Annotated in this window: 15 protein-coding genes; 13 read left to right on the forward strand and 2 right to left on the reverse strand. The window is 67.6% G+C overall.

Annotated elements, in window-relative coordinates:
• Nucleotides 1–21: 21 nt before the first annotated feature.
• Together AC6EKW_RS07570 and AC6EKW_RS07575 are read right to left on the reverse strand one after the other, a co-directional pair.
• A complete protein-coding gene (locus AC6EKW_RS07570; protein ID WP_273888004.1) occupies nucleotides 22–609 on the reverse strand; it encodes a hypothetical protein in 588 nt (195 codons plus the stop codon).
• A complete protein-coding gene (locus AC6EKW_RS07575; RefSeq protein ID WP_498514074.1) occupies nucleotides 599–1,957 on the reverse strand; it encodes a M20/M25/M40 family metallo-hydrolase in 1,359 nt (452 codons plus the stop codon). The genes AC6EKW_RS07570 and AC6EKW_RS07575 overlap by 11 nt, the downstream gene beginning before the upstream one ends.
• A gap of 118 nt (nucleotides 1,958–2,075) precedes the next feature.
• On the opposite strand from AC6EKW_RS07575, the gene AC6EKW_RS07580 reads away from it, so the two are divergent.
• From AC6EKW_RS07580 to AC6EKW_RS07640, 13 genes are all read left to right on the forward strand, one after another.
• Complete coding sequence (locus AC6EKW_RS07580; protein WP_273888002.1) at nucleotides 2,076–2,573, forward strand: hypothetical protein; 498 nt, start codon at nucleotides 2,076–2,078, stop codon at nucleotides 2,571–2,573.
• Between the two features lie 94 nt (nucleotides 2,574–2,667).
• Nucleotides 2,668–3,390 (forward strand): hypothetical protein, encoded by a 723-nt coding sequence (locus tag AC6EKW_RS07585; RefSeq protein WP_273888001.1) that lies wholly within the window; start codon nucleotides 2,668–2,670, stop codon nucleotides 3,388–3,390.
• A 79-nt stretch (nucleotides 3,391–3,469) separates the two neighbouring features.
• Nucleotides 3,470–4,018, forward strand: a complete 549-nt coding sequence (locus AC6EKW_RS07590; protein ID WP_273888000.1) for a CAP domain-containing protein — start codon at nucleotides 3,470–3,472, stop codon at nucleotides 4,016–4,018.
• 163 nt (nucleotides 4,019–4,181) lie between these two features.
• Nucleotides 4,182–4,634 carry an LPXTG cell wall anchor domain-containing protein gene (locus AC6EKW_RS07595; protein ID WP_273887999.1) on the forward strand — a complete coding sequence of 151 codons (453 nt, stop codon included), beginning with the start codon at nucleotides 4,182–4,184 and terminating at the stop codon, nucleotides 4,632–4,634.
• A 129-nt stretch (nucleotides 4,635–4,763) separates the two neighbouring features.
• Nucleotides 4,764–5,564 (forward strand): tetratricopeptide repeat protein, encoded by an 801-nt coding sequence (locus AC6EKW_RS07600; protein WP_273887998.1) that lies wholly within the window; start codon nucleotides 4,764–4,766, stop codon nucleotides 5,562–5,564.
• A gap of 144 nt (nucleotides 5,565–5,708) precedes the next feature.
• The gene (locus tag AC6EKW_RS07605) at nucleotides 5,709–7,226 is read left to right on the forward strand and encodes an O-antigen ligase family protein (RefSeq protein ID WP_498514075.1); all 1,518 of its coding nucleotides are present in this window, start codon (nucleotides 5,709–5,711) and stop codon (nucleotides 7,224–7,226) included.
• Nucleotides 7,227–7,236: 10 nt separating this feature from the next.
• Nucleotides 7,237–8,157, forward strand: a complete 921-nt coding sequence (locus tag AC6EKW_RS07610) for a sulfotransferase family protein (RefSeq protein ID WP_273887996.1) — start codon at nucleotides 7,237–7,239, stop codon at nucleotides 8,155–8,157.
• A complete protein-coding gene (locus AC6EKW_RS07615; protein WP_273887995.1) occupies nucleotides 8,141–9,280 on the forward strand; it encodes a glycosyltransferase in 1,140 nt (379 codons plus the stop codon). Before AC6EKW_RS07610 ends, AC6EKW_RS07615 begins: the two co-directional genes overlap by 17 nt.
• Nucleotides 9,256–10,029, forward strand: a complete 774-nt coding sequence (locus AC6EKW_RS07620; RefSeq protein WP_498514076.1) for a WecB/TagA/CpsF family glycosyltransferase — start codon at nucleotides 9,256–9,258, stop codon at nucleotides 10,027–10,029. Before AC6EKW_RS07615 ends, AC6EKW_RS07620 begins: the two co-directional genes overlap by 25 nt.
• 41 nt (nucleotides 10,030–10,070) lie before the next feature.
• Entirely contained in the window at nucleotides 10,071–11,309 is a 1,239-nt protein-coding gene (locus tag AC6EKW_RS07625; protein ID WP_273887993.1) for a C39 family peptidase, read from the forward strand.
• Between the two features lie 46 nt (nucleotides 11,310–11,355).
• A complete protein-coding gene (locus AC6EKW_RS07630) occupies nucleotides 11,356–12,711 on the forward strand; it encodes an exopolysaccharide biosynthesis polyprenyl glycosylphosphotransferase (protein WP_273887992.1) in 1,356 nt (451 codons plus the stop codon).
• Between the two features lie 119 nt (nucleotides 12,712–12,830).
• Nucleotides 12,831–14,306 (forward strand): sulfatase family protein, encoded by a 1,476-nt coding sequence (locus AC6EKW_RS07635; RefSeq protein ID WP_273887991.1) that lies wholly within the window; start codon nucleotides 12,831–12,833, stop codon nucleotides 14,304–14,306.
• Between the two features lie 41 nt (nucleotides 14,307–14,347).
• Nucleotides 14,348–14,989: a hypothetical protein gene (locus AC6EKW_RS07640; protein ID WP_273887990.1), complete on the forward strand. Its 642-nt coding sequence runs from the start codon at nucleotides 14,348–14,350 to the stop codon at nucleotides 14,987–14,989.

A 14,989-nucleotide genomic window follows, 5' to 3' on the forward strand; every position in this document is an offset into this window, starting at 1 on the left:
ACGCGGGCCCGGGGCGCGGGACTATCCCTCCACGCCGGGTTCCGGCACGGGGAGTTCGAAGTTGCGGCTCGCGAGCGCGAGCGCCCGGCGGAAACTCCGGCGCTCTTCGGGGGTGGCGGAGAGGTGCTCGCGGGCCATCCCAAGCACTTCCTTCGCCTCCGCGCGCCGCTCGTCGTCGTTGGGGATCACCTTCGAGAACGCGTACTCCAGATCCCCCTCGCGGGCGGCGTAAAAGTGGAACGGAAGCTCCCGCTGGCGACCGAGACCCGAGAGCGCAGCATCCCCCGAAACCCGCAGGACGTCGATGACGGTCGCCGCGGAGAGCACCTCCGTGGCGTCGTGGTAGATGCTGAAGGCTAGCCTCACCACCGGACCGAAGGACGTTCTGTAGAGCTCCAGGCGGCGCACGATGCGCGCCGGCCCCCGGGCCGACTCGATCTGCCCCTCCCCGGCGGCGACGACGACGTGCGCCCGCGGCGGGCGCATCGAACCGCGGGCGCGGGTGCCCATCAGGCGTGCCTGCGGCGCCTCCGCTGCCGCTGCAGCCAGGGTCCGGCGCAGTCGCTCCGGAAGCTTCAGCCCCGTCGAAGCCGACGTCCTATCGCTCATCGGCGAAGCGGCGGAAGAAGCGGGTGAAGTACGCCACGGTCTCGAAGTAGTCCTCGAGCCTGACGCACTCGTTGGGGGAGTGGATGCGGCTGCCGGCGAACGCCACGTTGCCGGTCATGACCGTAGGGATGCCGAGCTCGGTGGCGATGAGCGAGGTCGGGCCGCTGCCACCGATGGTCGGGTAGACGACGGCGTCGTCGCGGCCGCAGTCCTCCCAGGCGGCGACCGAGGTCTTCACGACCGGGGAGTCGACCGGGGTCTTGGCCGGCTCCACGCCGTGCATCTCGACGACCTCCACGTCGTCGAAGCCGTGCTCGTGGAGGTGCCGGCGCAGAAGCTCGACCACGGCCTTCGGGCTCTGTCCGGAGACGAGGCGGAAGTCCATCTTCACGAAGGCCTCTGCGGGGACGATCGTCTTCGAGCCGGGGCCGGTGTAGCCGGACTGGATGCCGGCGATGTTCGCCGTCGGGCGCAGCAGGTACTCCTCGAGCACCTCCCGTCCAGAGAGGTTCCGGTCGAAGGCGGAGACCCCCCAGGACTCCATGAGCGCCCCGCCGTCGAAGGGGATCTTCGCTATCGCCTCACGGTCTTCTTCGGTGGGCTCGTCGGCCATCTCCAGGAAGCCTTCGAGCGTGATCTCGCCGCGCTCGTCCTTTATCGTGCGCAGCACCTGCACCAGCCGCCAGACCGGGTTCGGCGCGATCCCGCCGTACATGCTGTGCAGATCGTGGGAGGCTCCGCGCGTCCTGAGCTCGACGTAGGCGAGCCCCTTGGTGCCGCAGCAGACGACGGGCCTCCCCCCTTCGTCCTTCGCCCCGCCCTCCCACAGGCAGGCGTCGGCGGCGAGCCTCTGCGCGTTCGACCTCACGAAGCTCCCCAGGTTGGGGCTCCCGATCTCCTCCTCGCCCTCGACCAGGAACTTCACCCGGAAGGGGAGCTCGCCGTAGAGCCTGCGGTAGAGCCTTATGGCCTGGATGCGAGAGAGCACGTCCCCCTTGTCGTCGGCAACCCCGCGGGCGTAGAGGACCCCGTCGCGCACGACCGGCTCGAAGGGGTCGCTCTCCCAGAGCTCCAGCGGCTCAGGCGGCTGCACGTCGTAGTGCCCGTAGGAGAGGAGCGTCCTCTCCCCCTCCCCGAGCTCCGCGTAGACCACGGGGTGACCTCCGGTCTCGACCACCTCGACCTCGGCGCCGAGCTCCTCGAGTTTCTGCCGGACCCACCCGGCACCCTCCCGGAACCGCTCGCCACCCTGAGCGGAGATCGAAGGTATCCGCAGGAACTCGACCAGCTCCTCGAGGAACCCCTCCCTGGCGTCATCCAGCAGCCGGTTCAGATCGTCCGCCGCCATGCCACCTCCCTCTCGTCGACTCCTCCGAGAGATTAGCATTTTCCTCCGGGGAGGCGGTGGTTCTGATATATTTCGGGTATACGCAGAAGAGAGCGCCCCCGTCCACGGCGGAGAGAGGATGCCTTGCCACATCGGATATGACCGGTCCCCGAAACGGCGCCACCACCGGGACCCGGACGAGTTCCTCGGCCTCGACCTGGAGGACATGAGCCCGAAGGCCCAGGCCGTGACCGGGGTCGTGGTCGGGGGGATCATCCTCACCGGGGTGGGGCTCCTCCTCGTCTTCCACCCACAGTTCTTCTGGCTGATCTTCGTGTTCGGCTGGCTCGTCTTCCCGGCCATCAGGCTCTTCGCCAGAGGGATCGCGGGGCTCGCGGACGCCCGCGAGATGTCCCCCGCCAAAGCCGGCAAGGAGAGGGAACTGCTGCGGGCGCTCCAGGCGCGCGGGGAGCTCACCCCGGCGCAGGCCGCGCTGGAGACCTCGCTCTCGGTCGCGGAGGCCGACGAGATGATGAAGGGGCTCGCCGAGGGCGGACACCTGGACGTCCGGGTGCACGGCGGGGCGCTCTACTATTCGCTCTGGAAGGAGAAAGAGGAGGAGACGAGGGGCGGCTGAGAAGATCCCGCGGGGTGGTGATCGTGGTATCATTCTTAGAGCTTGGAAGAGGGGTTGACCCGTACCAGAGCGGGGGACGGACAGGCTAAGCTCTATGGAAGAGAGAAAGATCCCGGAAACCCTCGAAGAAGCCTACAGGCTTCGGGACGAAGCCGAGGACCCGGAGACGCGCGAGTTCTACCAGGAGCACGTCTATCGTCTGCGGCGCGAGGAGTACCGCGCGCGCGGGATACGTACCGAGATCTCCTCCCGCCGCCGCGAGCGTCAGAGCGCCATCGAGTTCTCACGCGAGATGTTCTTCCTGGAGGTCTCCGAGCTGGCCGGAAGAGAGGGCCCGCAGGTCCAGCAGGAGGCGCGCCGCTACGCCTCCAGGCTCGACACCCATGCTTTCCTGAAGCAGCTCGCCTCCCCGAGCTCCAGGGCCGTCGACCTCTACCGCCGCAACTACCTGGAGCTCCTGAAGCTGGGCAAACCGCCGGCCGAGGCCTACTACCTCTCCCGCATCATCGGGCTCGCCGGCAACGAGGAGTTCCGGCAGGCGATCGACTCCATCCGCCAGACGGGTTACCCGCACGGACGCTTCACCTACGCGCTGGAGCGAGCGGCGATCCAGATCCGGGACCTCCCGGGCGGCATGATCCTGATCCTGCTGACGTTCTTCGCCTCCTTGTTCGCCTTCGTCTGGGCGACGGGCGCGTGGGGCAAGGCGAGCCCGGGGACGATCTTCTTCGTCTCCTTAGGGCTCATCGCGGCCGGGGCCCTGATGCTGGTCTCGGCGGTGTTCATCGTCACCTTCATAAGATCCATAAACAAATAGTCAGCCGGGAGGAAACCGCTCCCCTCATCCGTTAACATACCCTCTGGTTCTTCGAGCGAACTCGGAGGGGGGTTCGATCATGAGACATCCCGTGCTCGCGCTCTGCGCGGTGCCGGTCGTCGCGCTCGTCATCCTGCTCTACTGGGACACCTCGATCCGCGCAGAGACGCCAGCGAGCTCGTCCGCGGGAGGGTACGTGAGAAAGTGCGGTGGGGGTAGGATCTTCCTGAAGGCAAAGGAGCGGCGCACCTTCGTGCTCCACAACCGGATCCGACGTCGCCACCACCTCAGAACTTTCTGCCTCAACCCGAAGCTAGAACGCGCCGCCCGGGCTCATTCCCGAGCCATGATAAGACGCGATTTCTTCGCCCACGGTAACGTCGGCCGCAGGCTGCACCGCTTCGGTTACCACTGGATCCGCTACGCGGAGAACATCGCCTGGGGCCAGAGATACAAAGGATCACCCCGGAACATCGTGCGCGCCTGGATGCACAGCCCGCCACACCGCCACAACATCCTCGATCCTCGCCTGCACGAGATCGGGGTCGGCACCAGCGCGGGAACCTACAGGGGTTACAGACACGTGACCATGTACACCGTGGACTTCGGAACCAGAGCCAGACGCTGAAAAACCCTCACAACAGAGGGTTGTACATACCAACAACACCACACAATATTGAGCAATGTTAAGGAAAGCTAAGCAGGTGCGTTATTTTTGGTTGACGCGCATATTTTGACGTGGGAAAATTCATCCCCGTCAGGGAGGGTCCTCGAGACAGGAGGTAGAGGATTTGAAGAAGGTAATGCTGTTGGCCGCCATGCTGGCGATGGTGCTCGCCGTCGCGGCCCCGGCCTTCGCGCAGGCTGCCGGGTCCAACGCCCAGAGCGGTGGCGCGGCTGGTGCTCAGGGTGGCACGAACGACGTGCAGTGCGTGCAGAACGCGGTGCAGCAGGAGGCTGGCACGGTCCAGTACAGCCAGTACGGCAACAACTACAACGTCCAGCAGATAGCTCAGACTTGTAACATCAGCGTGAGCCAGGTGCAGAACATCATCAGCTCCATCAGCAGCTCGGCTGCCAGCTCGCAGTACTCGAGCAGCGCCTCCGTGAGCAGCGCGGCTTCCTCCGCGTCCGGTGCGGCGGCCAGTGTTCTCCCGAACACCGGTGGTGCTTCGGTGGTGGCGCTCGGCGCTGGTGCGCTCCTCGTCGGCGGTGGTCTGCTCGCCCGCAGGATGCTGAGGTAGTCACCGGCGAAGACCGGTTCCCAAGGGTTAGTGTAACGGGCCCCGATGAACGGGGCCCGTTACATCTTGTTTCTTGTATTCGGTTGGGGATGCGGATATCCTCTGGTGCGGTGAGAGTGCTTGACTCGTGTGATCCTGAGAATCTCCGCCGGGTTGCTGGTTGGCGTGCTGTTCATGCTCGCCCTTTCGATAAGGCTCTCCGACCACTACATGAGCGAGGAGCAGCGTCTGGCTGCGGCGGGGGATCACAGGGGGGCGATGCAGAGCATAAGGACGGCGGCGAGGCTCGATCCCTTCAGTCCGGAGCCGCTGGAGCTACAGTCCTACCTGCTGCAGACGCAGGGCGACGACCGTGCGGCGGCGGAGGCGTTGCGCGAGGCGATATCGCGTGATCCCCACAACTTCGCCCTCTACCTCCTGCTCGGCAACCTGCAGGCCTCCAGGCTGAACGACCTCGCGGCCGCGGAGAAATCGTACAGAGAAGCCCTCCGGCTCAACCCACACGCGACGATGGTGAGCGACGCGCTCGCCCAGGTGTTGGTGAGGGAGAACAAGCTGAGGGCCGCGGGCAGGGTCTACCAGCAACTCGAGAACGCCAACAAGATCACCGTCCAGGGACTCTACGACCTGGGTCGGATCTACGTGCGCACCGGCAAGCCGGAGAAGGGGCTCAGGTACATCCGGCAGGCCAGGTTCCGCCTGAAGAAGATGATGCGGGGCACGAGCGGCGCCGACAGAGCCCGGCTCGAGGAGCTTTCGAAGTCGATGCAGCTGGCGATGGCGGACGCGCTCGTGGTCGAAGGCAAATACGCCCAGGCGCGGCATCTGCTGCAGCACAGCGACGCCGCCCAGGCCCCGGCCATACTGCAGCTGATCGAGACGGATCCGGCGGGGTACCGCCGGCAGGTGGAGAACAGTGCCATCTACTGATGGAGTACTCCGCAGTGTGGGCGGCGCTCCCGGCGGCTCGATGAAGTCCCGTCGATCTCTCGCCGGGTTGTCGCCCGTGTCCCCCGACGCGAAAGCCGACGTTCGAGGCTTCGTCCTCGACCCGCGAACCCCGGGAGCCCGGCGATGACGGAGAGGCCCGGGAGATCCCTCGTCACGTACAAAGCCCTCGTTCTGGACGTCCTGCTCGCCGCCACCTGCTACGGCATGATAAGAGACGGCCTCTACACCGAGGAGCTGTGGCTCCCGGTCGCCGCCGCCATCCTCGCGCTCCTGTTCGTCACGCTCTTCGCGGAGCGCTATTTCGAGGACATCCCGGCCCCCGGGTGGGTTCTCACCGGCCTGCTGGCGGTGCTGGCGGGCATCAAGGGCATCTCGCTGCTGTGGACGACGAGCGACATACTCACGGTGGAGGAGACCGTACGCTCCTCGATGTACCTGGCCACCTTCCTGCTCTCGGTGGGAGCACTCTGCCGCCGCTGGCAGCCCGGGCTCTTCATGGACCTCGCGGCGCTCACGGTGCTCCCGGTCTGCGTCTACGGGCTCTTGCAGAAAGCCGATCCCATCAGGTACCCCGTCACCTCCTTCGGGGGAGTCAGGGTGGACTCCACGCTCGGCTACGCCAACACCACGGCCCTGGTGCTCGCGATGGGCGCGCTGCTCATCGTGGCGCGCATGACCCAGATGAGAAACGCCCTGGTGCGTGCCGTGTACGCGGTCTTCGCCCTCGCCTACCTCACCACCCTCTACCTGACCGTCTCACGCGGGGGGCTGGGTTCGATGGTCATAGGGGCGGTGGTCCTCCTCGCGCTCACCAGCCGCAGGCTCGGCACGCTGGCCAACCTCGCGCTCCTCGCCGCGCCGGGGCTCTGGCTCGTACGGCGGATAGATCACACCCGGGGCCTCATGGAGAACGTCCCGGACCCGCAGAAGCTCGCGGCGGCAGGGGCGTTCCGCACCGACCTCGCGCTGGCGCTCGTGGCGGCGTTCCTGCTCCAGTTCGCCTACGCCGCGGTGGCACGCCGCAGCACGCTCTCGCCCACCACGCGGCGCCGGATCGGCGCGCTCGTGGCCGCCCTCGTCGTCGTGGCCGGTCTGATCGGAGCCGGCGCGCTGGTGGAGAAACACGGCGGTCCGGTGGACACCTACCGGACGCTCATCAACAACCCGGACTCGACCAGGAACGTCAGCGACCGGCTGGCTTCGGCGAGCATAGGCTTCAGAAAAGACTACTGGAAGGTCGCCTGGCAGGAGTGGAAGCGGCATCCGCTCACCGGATCCGGGGCCGGCACCTTCCAGTACACCTGGCTCAAACACCGTCCGGATTACCAGGGGGTGAAGCAGGTGCACAACCTCTACCTGGAGCAGGGGACGGAGACCGGGCTCTTCGCCTTCCTCGCGATCGTGGGCTTCGCGGGGTACCTGGTCTTCTACACCGCCCGCGCGACGCTGCGTGCGAGCCCGACGGGCGAGCGGAGGCTGCTCCTGGCGGGGATGGTGGCCGCGATCGTCGCCTACCTCGTCTCCTCGGCGTTCGAGTGGCACTGGTACATTCCCCCTTCCACCCTGCTCTTCTTCACGCTGGCCGGGGTGGCGGTGAAGCTGTCCTCGATGAAGGACTGGGACGCCGGGGAGAAAACCTGAAGGAGGAGCCGTGAAGGGCCGGACGCTCGCAGAGCAGGCCCTCTCGGGGCTCTACGTGGACGTCGGAGGAGACGAGAAAGACTCCGTCTTCGTCGCCGGGAGCGGGCGCAGCGGCACGACCTGGCTCGCGGAAGCGCTGTGCGCCCGCGGCGGCTGCCGGCTCATCTTCGAGCCCTTCTGCCCCTGGAGGGTAGGGACCGTCCACCACTTCTCGAGCAAGCAGTACCTGCGTCCCGACGACGCCCGCCCGGAGTACCTCGACCCCGCGCGCGCCATCGTCACCGGCCGCATCCGCGATCGGTGGACCGACCGCCTCCACAAGAGCTTCGTCGCCCGCCGCCGCGTGATAAAGGACATCCGGGCGAACCTGCTGCTGGGCTGGCTGCACCACAACTTCCCGGAGATGCCCCTGATCCTCATCATCCGCCACCCCTGCGCCGTCGCCGCCTCGCGGCTCTCCCTGGGCTGGCGCGACAACCTCGAAGAGGTGCTCTCGCAGCGGGACCTGCTCGAGGACTTCCTCCGGCCGTTCGAGCACCAGATCCGCCGCGCCGGGACCCCCTTCGAGCGGCACGTCTTCCTCTGGTGCATAGACAACTACGTGCCGCTCGCACAGCTCGGCCCGGGCGCGCTGCACGTGGTCTTCTACGAGGAGCTCCTCGCCGACCCGCAGACCACCCTCACCCGCCTCTTCCGCGCGCTGGGAGAGGACCGGCCCCCCGGCAGGGTGCTGCGGAGCCTGAGGAGGCCTTCGGCGACGAGCGGCCCGGGCGGTCTGCGGGTGAGCCGGGCGCAGGCCGGACGGGTCGAGCGGATACTCTCGCTCTTCGGGCTCGAGCGCATCTACGACGAAGACGGCCGCCCCGACAGGAAGGAACTCACGCGCATCATGGAAGGGGGGACGCAGCCCGACCGTGCAAAGGGACACTAGAGGAGATCTCCCGACCGTGGTGCTGCTCGCCGGGGTCCGGTGGGACTTCCTCTGGCAGCGCCACCACGAACTCGCCGTCCGCTTCGCCCGGGCCGGCTACCCGACCGTCTTCGTCGAGACCACGGGCTTCTCGCGCCCGCGCCCGGACGCCCGGGCTCTTGCGAGGAGGCTCTCCGGCAGCGGGAGAGGATCGCCCAAAGAACCCGCCCTCACCGTATACTCCCCGCTCACCCTCCCGCCGACGAACCCACTCTTCAGGGCCGCCGACCGGCTCCTCCTCGTCCCCCGGGCCGCGGGGGACCTGCGCGCTCTCTCCGGCTCTTCCCCGGTCGTCATCGCCTACCTGCCGACCGGGGCCACGCTGCGCCTCGCCTCGGAGCTCAACCCCCGGCTCCTGGTCTACGACCTCTGCGACGACTACACGGCCTTCCCCGGGGCCCCTCCAGGGGTCGAAGAGAGCGAGCGGGAGCTGCTCGGGCGCTCGGATCTCGTGCTCTGCACCTCCGAAAACCTGCTGCAGAAGGCGCGGAGGGTGAGGCCGGACGCAATCCTCTGCGGGCCCGCGGCCGACTGCGAGCGCTTCGCGTCCCTGAGGAGGGCGGAGCCCGTCCGCCGGGTGCGCACGGTCTGCTTCTTCGGGGACATCGGCGTCCACCGGCTGGACCTGGAGACCCTGGAGAGTGTCGCGCGCTCGGGGTTCTCCCTCAGGCTCGTCGGCAGGCTCGACCGCACCTCCCGCCGCCTGCTGCGAATCCCCGGCGTCGACCACCGGGGGGAGGTCTCCCACGAGAGGCTCCCCGAAACCCTGCGGGGGGTGGACGCCTTCGTCCTGCCCTACCGTTCGGGGAAGCTCACCCGGGCGATCTTTCCGGCCAAGACCTACGAGTGCCTGGCCACCGGGCTCCCCGTCGTCACCTCCCCGCTGCCCGCCTTCGCCGGTCTGGAGGATCTCGTCTACCCGGCGCGAAGCCCCCGGGAATTCGTCGGGGCGCTGCGCAGCCTCGGCAGCCTGGAGACGCTCCAGAAAGCACGGAGGAGGATATCCCTCGCCGAAGAGAACTCCTGGGAGAAGCGCTTCTCTCAGGTGGAGGAGCTGTTGTGGGAGCGGATGAGAGACGGGTAGAGATCCTCGGCGTCGGCGTCGACCCGCTCGAGGTCGGCGAGCTGCACAGAAGGCTCGCCCGTGCCGTCCGTCGGGAAGAGCACGCGCTCTTCATGAACGTCAACGCCCACGCGTTGAACCTGCTCTACGAAGACGAGGAGCTGAGAAGCTTCTTCGGCCGGGCGCAGGTAGTCTTCTGCGACGGGGCCGGGGTGATGCTCGCGGCCCGCCTCCTCGGGAGGCACATACCGGAGAGGATCACCTACGCCGACTGGATCTGGCGTCTCGCCTCCCTCGCCGCCGCCGAGGGATTCACCCTCTACTTCCTCGGAGGACGTCCCGGGGTCGCCGACGAGGCAGCCCGTAACCTGCGCCGCCTGAACCCGGGCCTCGAGGTCCGCGGCACCCATCACGGCTACTTCGACCACCGCGCCGGGAGCCCGCAGAACGAAGCCGTGATAAAGCAGATAAACACCGCATCCCCGGACATCCTGCTCGTCGGGATGGGGATGCCGCTGCAGGAGCGCTGGCTGATGGAGAACTGGGAACGCATCGACGCCCGGGTCGCCCTCACCGGAGGGGCGGTCTTCGACTACGCCTCCGGGCGTCTGCGCCGGGGGCCGAGGCTGCTTACGGACAACGGCCTCGAGTGGCTCGCCCGGCTCTTCATCGAGCCCCGCCGCCTCTGGCGGCGTTACCTGATCGGCAACCCCCTCTTCCTCTGGCGCGTGCTGCGCCAGCGGTCGCGTGGACGGCCCCGCCGGCGGTAGGGTAGACTACCGCCATGAATGAGGGGGGAGGTGGGTATGGCATGCTGCGCAGGAGCCTCGGGGCGGGTCTGTTCGTTGTGCTCTCCGCCATGATGTTGTTCTCGTCCGGCGCCACGGCCCGGGCAGGGGCCGCCCGTCCTTACGTACACTTCGACCGCTTCGACACCCACCGCGCCCTCTCGGAGGGGCACCGTGACGCCGTGGTGATCTCCAGGAACGCCGGCGGCACCGCGACGGTCCGGCTCGGCGCCCACCCGCACCGGGGCACGGACAGGAGCGGCAAGTACAACGGCGGCGCCTTCTACTGGGGCTCGATCCTCTCCCCCGTCCACCGGCCCGGCATCGCCTTCGACACCCTGAACCCCTCGTGGAACGGCTCGACTCCCCCGGGAACCTGGATCGAACTCGACGTACGGGTACGCTCGGGGGGGAGCTGGACGCGCTGGTTCGACCTCGGCATCTGGGCGAAGGGCACCGGCACGATAGAGCGCCACAGCGTCGACGGGCAGAAGACCGCCCGCTGGCAGGTGGCGACCGACACCCTGCAGGGCCGCGGGCGCGTCTTCGCCGGAGCCTACCAGTACCGCCTGAAGCTCTTCACCGCGAAGAAGGGGATCTCACCGGGGGTACGGGCGCTGTTCTTCACCACCTCGAACTCCTACCGCGCCGGGGAGCCGCTCGGCGTGGGGCCCGACCGGAGGATATGGGGGAAGAACCTCGCCGTTCCGCCCCGCTCGCAGATGGTCTACCCCGACGGCGGCGAGGTCTGGTGCTCACCGACCTCCCTCTCGATGGTGATGGCCTACTGGGCGAAGAAGACCGGGAGGGAGACGCTCGACCAGCCGGTCCCGAGGGTAGCCCGCGGCACCTACGACCACGTCTACGGCGGCACCGGCAACTGGCCGTTCAACACCGCCTACGCCGCATCCTACGGGCTCGTGGGCTCGGTCAACCGCTTCTCCTCGCTCGGCCAGGCGGAGCGCTTCATCGGTGCGGGGATCCCGCTCGTCGCGAGCGTCGCCTGGCACAGGGGCGAGCTCGACGGCGCCCCCATCCCCTCGACGGAGGGTCACCTGCTCGTGATCCGGGGCTTCACCCGCTCCGGGGACGTCATCGTCAACGACCCGGCGGCGAAGAGCGCCGCCGGGGTCGAGCGGGTCTACGAGAGGGACCAGTTCCGCAAGGTGTGGTTCGAGACCGGCTCGGGCGGGATGGCGTACCTGGTCTACCCGCGGGGTCACCAGCTACCCTCGCACACCTACGCCCGGGGCAGCTGGTAGTCCTCCAAACCCCTCCCCCCGAAGGGTTATACTCCGGAGGGGTGAGATGAGAGAAGCGATCAGGAACCTGCTGAGCAGCGGGGTGCTGCGCCGTCCGGCGAGCGTCCTGATCCTTCTCCTGATCGACGCCGGATCGCTGGGCGCGGCCCTCTCCCTGGCCTCGGGCTCCCTGCATCTCGTCCCGGTGCTCCTGGCCGTGCTCGTTCCCGTCTTCGTCTCCTGCGGGATGTACGGGCGCGCCTCCAGCCGGCGCAACCCCGGCGCGCTCGTCGGGGCACTCCTGTTGTGGGCCGCGCTCGTGGTCGCCGGGGCACACTTCTACCCGGAGAGCGGGCTCCCGGGCGAGGAAGCAGTGGCCGCGGTGGTGTTGTTCGGCCTCCTCTCCATCCCGCTGCGCCTCCTCTACGAGCGAGGTCTCGACACGGTCTACCGCCGGGGCATCGGGCTCATCCCTACCCTCATAGTCGGGGACGAGGCCGGCCGCGAGAGGCTCAGGCGCCTGCTCGACCTCGCCCCGGGAGCCTATACCCCAGCCGGGGAGGCAGGTCTCACCCCGCAGGGACGCGTGGACATCGACGAGCTGCGCCGGACGCTGGAGGAGAGCGGCGCGAAGCTCGTACTCCTCGCCGGTGCCGAGCGCCTGCCGGACGACAACCTGCTCGAGGTCTTGCAATCGGTGCGGCTGCGCGGGGTACAGATGTGGGTGGTCCCGGGAGCGCTGGGCCTCATGCGGCTGCGTCCCTCCGTCTCCCGGAGCCTGGGCGTCCCCCTCCTCGACGTGCGCTACCCCCGCCTCGACAACTTCCAGCGGACGCTCAAGCGGGCACTCGACCTGGCGCTCTCCGCCACGGGGTTGCTCGCGTTGCTGCCGCTCTTCGCCCTCGTCGCGCTCGCCATCAAGCTGGACTCTCCCGGCCCGGTTCTCTTCCGGCAGAGGCGGGTCGGCGCCGACGAGAGGGTCTTCACCTGTTACATGTTCCGCTCGATGTACGAGGGGGCCGAAGAGCAGCAGGAGGAGCTCGAGGAGGCCAACGAAGCCGACGGCATCCTCTTCAAGATAAGGGACGACCCCCGGGTCACCCGCGTGGGCCGGTTCCTGCGGCGCTGGAGCATAGACGAGCTGCCGCAGCTCATCAACGTGCTCAAGGGCGAGATGAGCCTCGTCGGCCCCAGGCCCCTCCCGCTCAGGGACCACGGGCGGATGAAAGAGGCGCACAAGAAACGCCTCGCGGTCATGCCCGGCATGACCGGCTACTGGCAGATAAACGGGCGCGACAGCCTCTCCTTCGAAGAGATGGTCCGCCTCGACCTCTACTACATCGAGAACTGGTCCCTCTCGTTCGACATCAAGATCATCATCCTCACCATCGGGGCCGTGCTGCGCCGCAAGGGCGCCTACTGAGCTCGAAAGAAGGGGTATCATCGCGCCCGGATACCGGGCTCCGTCTGGGTTAACATATCTGCTATAGAATACGCTGCGGTCTCTGAAAGCCATCTTTGCACGACGACGAGGAAGGGGCCTTGGACCGGACGAGGATCACCCGCAAGAGCTTTCTCAAGGCCACCGGGGCCGGCGCGGCGGGAGCCGTTCTCCTGGGCTCTTCGGTCGCCGCCGGGAGCAGGTACCAGAGTTACCTTCCGAAAGGCGGCTCGAAGATGAACGTCATACTGGTGATAATAGACAGCCTCCGACGCGACCACGTCGGTGCCTACGGCAACCGCTGGATAAAGACCCCCAACCTCGACGCGCTGGCGAAGGAGAGCCTGGTCTTCAGCCGTCCCTACCCGGAGTCCCTTCCGACCATCTGCGCCCGGCGGGCCATCCACACCGGCACCCGCACCTGGCCCTTCCGCAACTGGCACCCGGTCAGGGGCGAGGGGTACATGCCGTGGGGCTGGGAGCCCATCCCCGACGGGCAGACGACCCTCGCCGACGTCCTCAAGCAGAACGGGTTCGCGAACGCCCTGATCTCGGACACCGACCACCTCTTCAAGCCCTTCTACAACTTCCACCAGGGCTTCGACGTCTTCGAGTGGGTTCGGGGGCAGGAGAAGGACCACTACAAGCCCGCCTGGACGGTCTCCGAGAAGGAGATGAGCAAGTACCTGCTCAAAGGGAACAAGTTCCGGGTCCACGACACCATCCAGCAGTTTCTGGCCAACACCGCGGGGCACAGGAACGAGACCGACTGGTTCGCGGCCAAGGTCTTCGGCGGGGCCGCGGACCTGCTCGAGGGCCTGCGGGAGAAGCAGCCCTTCTTCCTCGTCGTGGACAACTACGACCCGCACGAACCGTGGGCGCCGCCGAAGAAGTACGTCGATCTCTACGACGACTCCTACCACGGACCCGAGCCCATAGAGCCCGACTACGGCCCGAGCGACTATCTGACCGAGGCCGAGCTCAAGAGGATGCGCGCGCTCTACTCGGGCGAGACCACCCACGCCGATCGATGGCTCGGGCACTTCCTGAACAAGGCGGACGAGCTCGGGGTGCTAGACAACTCGCTCCTGATCCTGCTCTCCGACCACGGGCACTGCCTGGGGGAGCACGGCTACGTCGGCAAGCCCTACAACGCGCTCTACCCGGAGCTCACCGACACCGTCTTCCTGATCCGCCACCCCGAAGGCAAGGGTGCGGGGAAGAAGAGCGACTACTACGCTTCGACCCACGACGTCGCCCCCACCATCCTCTCGGCGATGGACATATCTCCCCCCGCGCAGATGCAGGGGACGGACCTCTCGCCCATCCTCGAAGGCGGGGAGCCCAAAGAGAAGCGGGACCACTTCACGCTCGGCTACGACGCCTACGTCTGGGCGCGCGACGATCGGTACCTGATCCACGGCCGCTACGACGGGACCCAGATGCAGCTCTACGACGTGAAGAACGACCCGGACCAGAGGCACGACCTGGCGGGTAAGCACCCGGATATCGTCCGTCGCATGTTCCGTGACTACGTGCTCAAGGACGCCGGTGGGCCCCTGCCCCACTACTCCTAGGCATGCCGGCTGCGGGCCGTCGGCGTGGAAAGGAGCAGGCTTTGACCGAAAAATCCACACGTTCCCTGCTGCGGGCGCTCTCCGTGGCCTGCCTCATCGGGGGGATCCTCTGGGCGCTCTCACCGCTCGGCGTCCACCTCTCGGAGGTGAAGTTCAAGAGCCCGAACTTCTTCTGGAAGCTCTTCCCTTCGGCCCCGCTGATGCTCGCCGTGGGGCTCATCGGGCTCCACTCCTGGCAGCGGAACCGCACCGGCTGGACCGAACGGTTCGCGTTCCTCTTCACCCTCTTCGGGCTCCTCCTCGTCATCGCGGGCGACGTCATGCTGTTCTGGCTCAAGCTCGACGAGGTCTACCTCACCGCCGCGCCGGGTTACCGCACCTTCCGGGTCGGGCTGTTCGCGCTCGCCGCCGGGGCGATCCTCTTCGGGCTCGCCTCGGCCCCGGCGCGGGCGCTCCCGCTGTGGGGCACGCTCCCGCTCACGATAGGCGCGTGGGCCGGGCTCATCGCCTTCTCCGAGAACCTGGGAGGCCTCGGAGCGGCGCTCTGGATACTCTTCGGCGTGGGCTGGGCGTGGATGGGCTTCGCGGCCCTCTGGGAGATGGCGGCGGGCCTGTGGCGCAGAAAGAACGGGAAGGAAGGGAGCAGGAGGGCAGCCCCTTCTCCCGGCGGAGAACCTCTATAA

Source organism: Rubrobacter sp. M3-4 (genome assembly GCF_059772285.1).

Bases quoted from the DNA above. Each gene is read 5' to 3' on its own strand.
- AC6EKW_RS07570 (WP_273888004.1), bottom strand. From the start codon at position 609: ATGAGCGATAGGACGTCGGCTTCGACGGGGCTGAAGCTTCCGGAGCGA.
- AC6EKW_RS07575 (WP_498514074.1), bottom strand. From the start codon at position 1,957: ATGGCGGCGGACGATCTGAACCGGCTGCTGGATGACGCCAGGGAGGGG.
- AC6EKW_RS07580 (WP_273888002.1), top strand. From the start codon at position 2,076: ATGCCTTGCCACATCGGATATGACCGGTCCCCGAAACGGCGCCACCAC.
- AC6EKW_RS07585 (WP_273888001.1), top strand. From the start codon at position 2,668: ATGGAAGAGAGAAAGATCCCGGAAACCCTCGAAGAAGCCTACAGGCTT.
- AC6EKW_RS07590 (WP_273888000.1), top strand. From the start codon at position 3,470: ATGAGACATCCCGTGCTCGCGCTCTGCGCGGTGCCGGTCGTCGCGCTC.
- AC6EKW_RS07605 (WP_498514075.1), top strand. From the start codon at position 5,709: ATGACGGAGAGGCCCGGGAGATCCCTCGTCACGTACAAAGCCCTCGTT.
- AC6EKW_RS07625 (WP_273887993.1), top strand. From the start codon at position 10,071: ATGCTGCGCAGGAGCCTCGGGGCGGGTCTGTTCGTTGTGCTCTCCGCC.
- AC6EKW_RS07630 (WP_273887992.1), top strand. From the start codon at position 11,356: ATGAGAGAAGCGATCAGGAACCTGCTGAGCAGCGGGGTGCTGCGCCGT.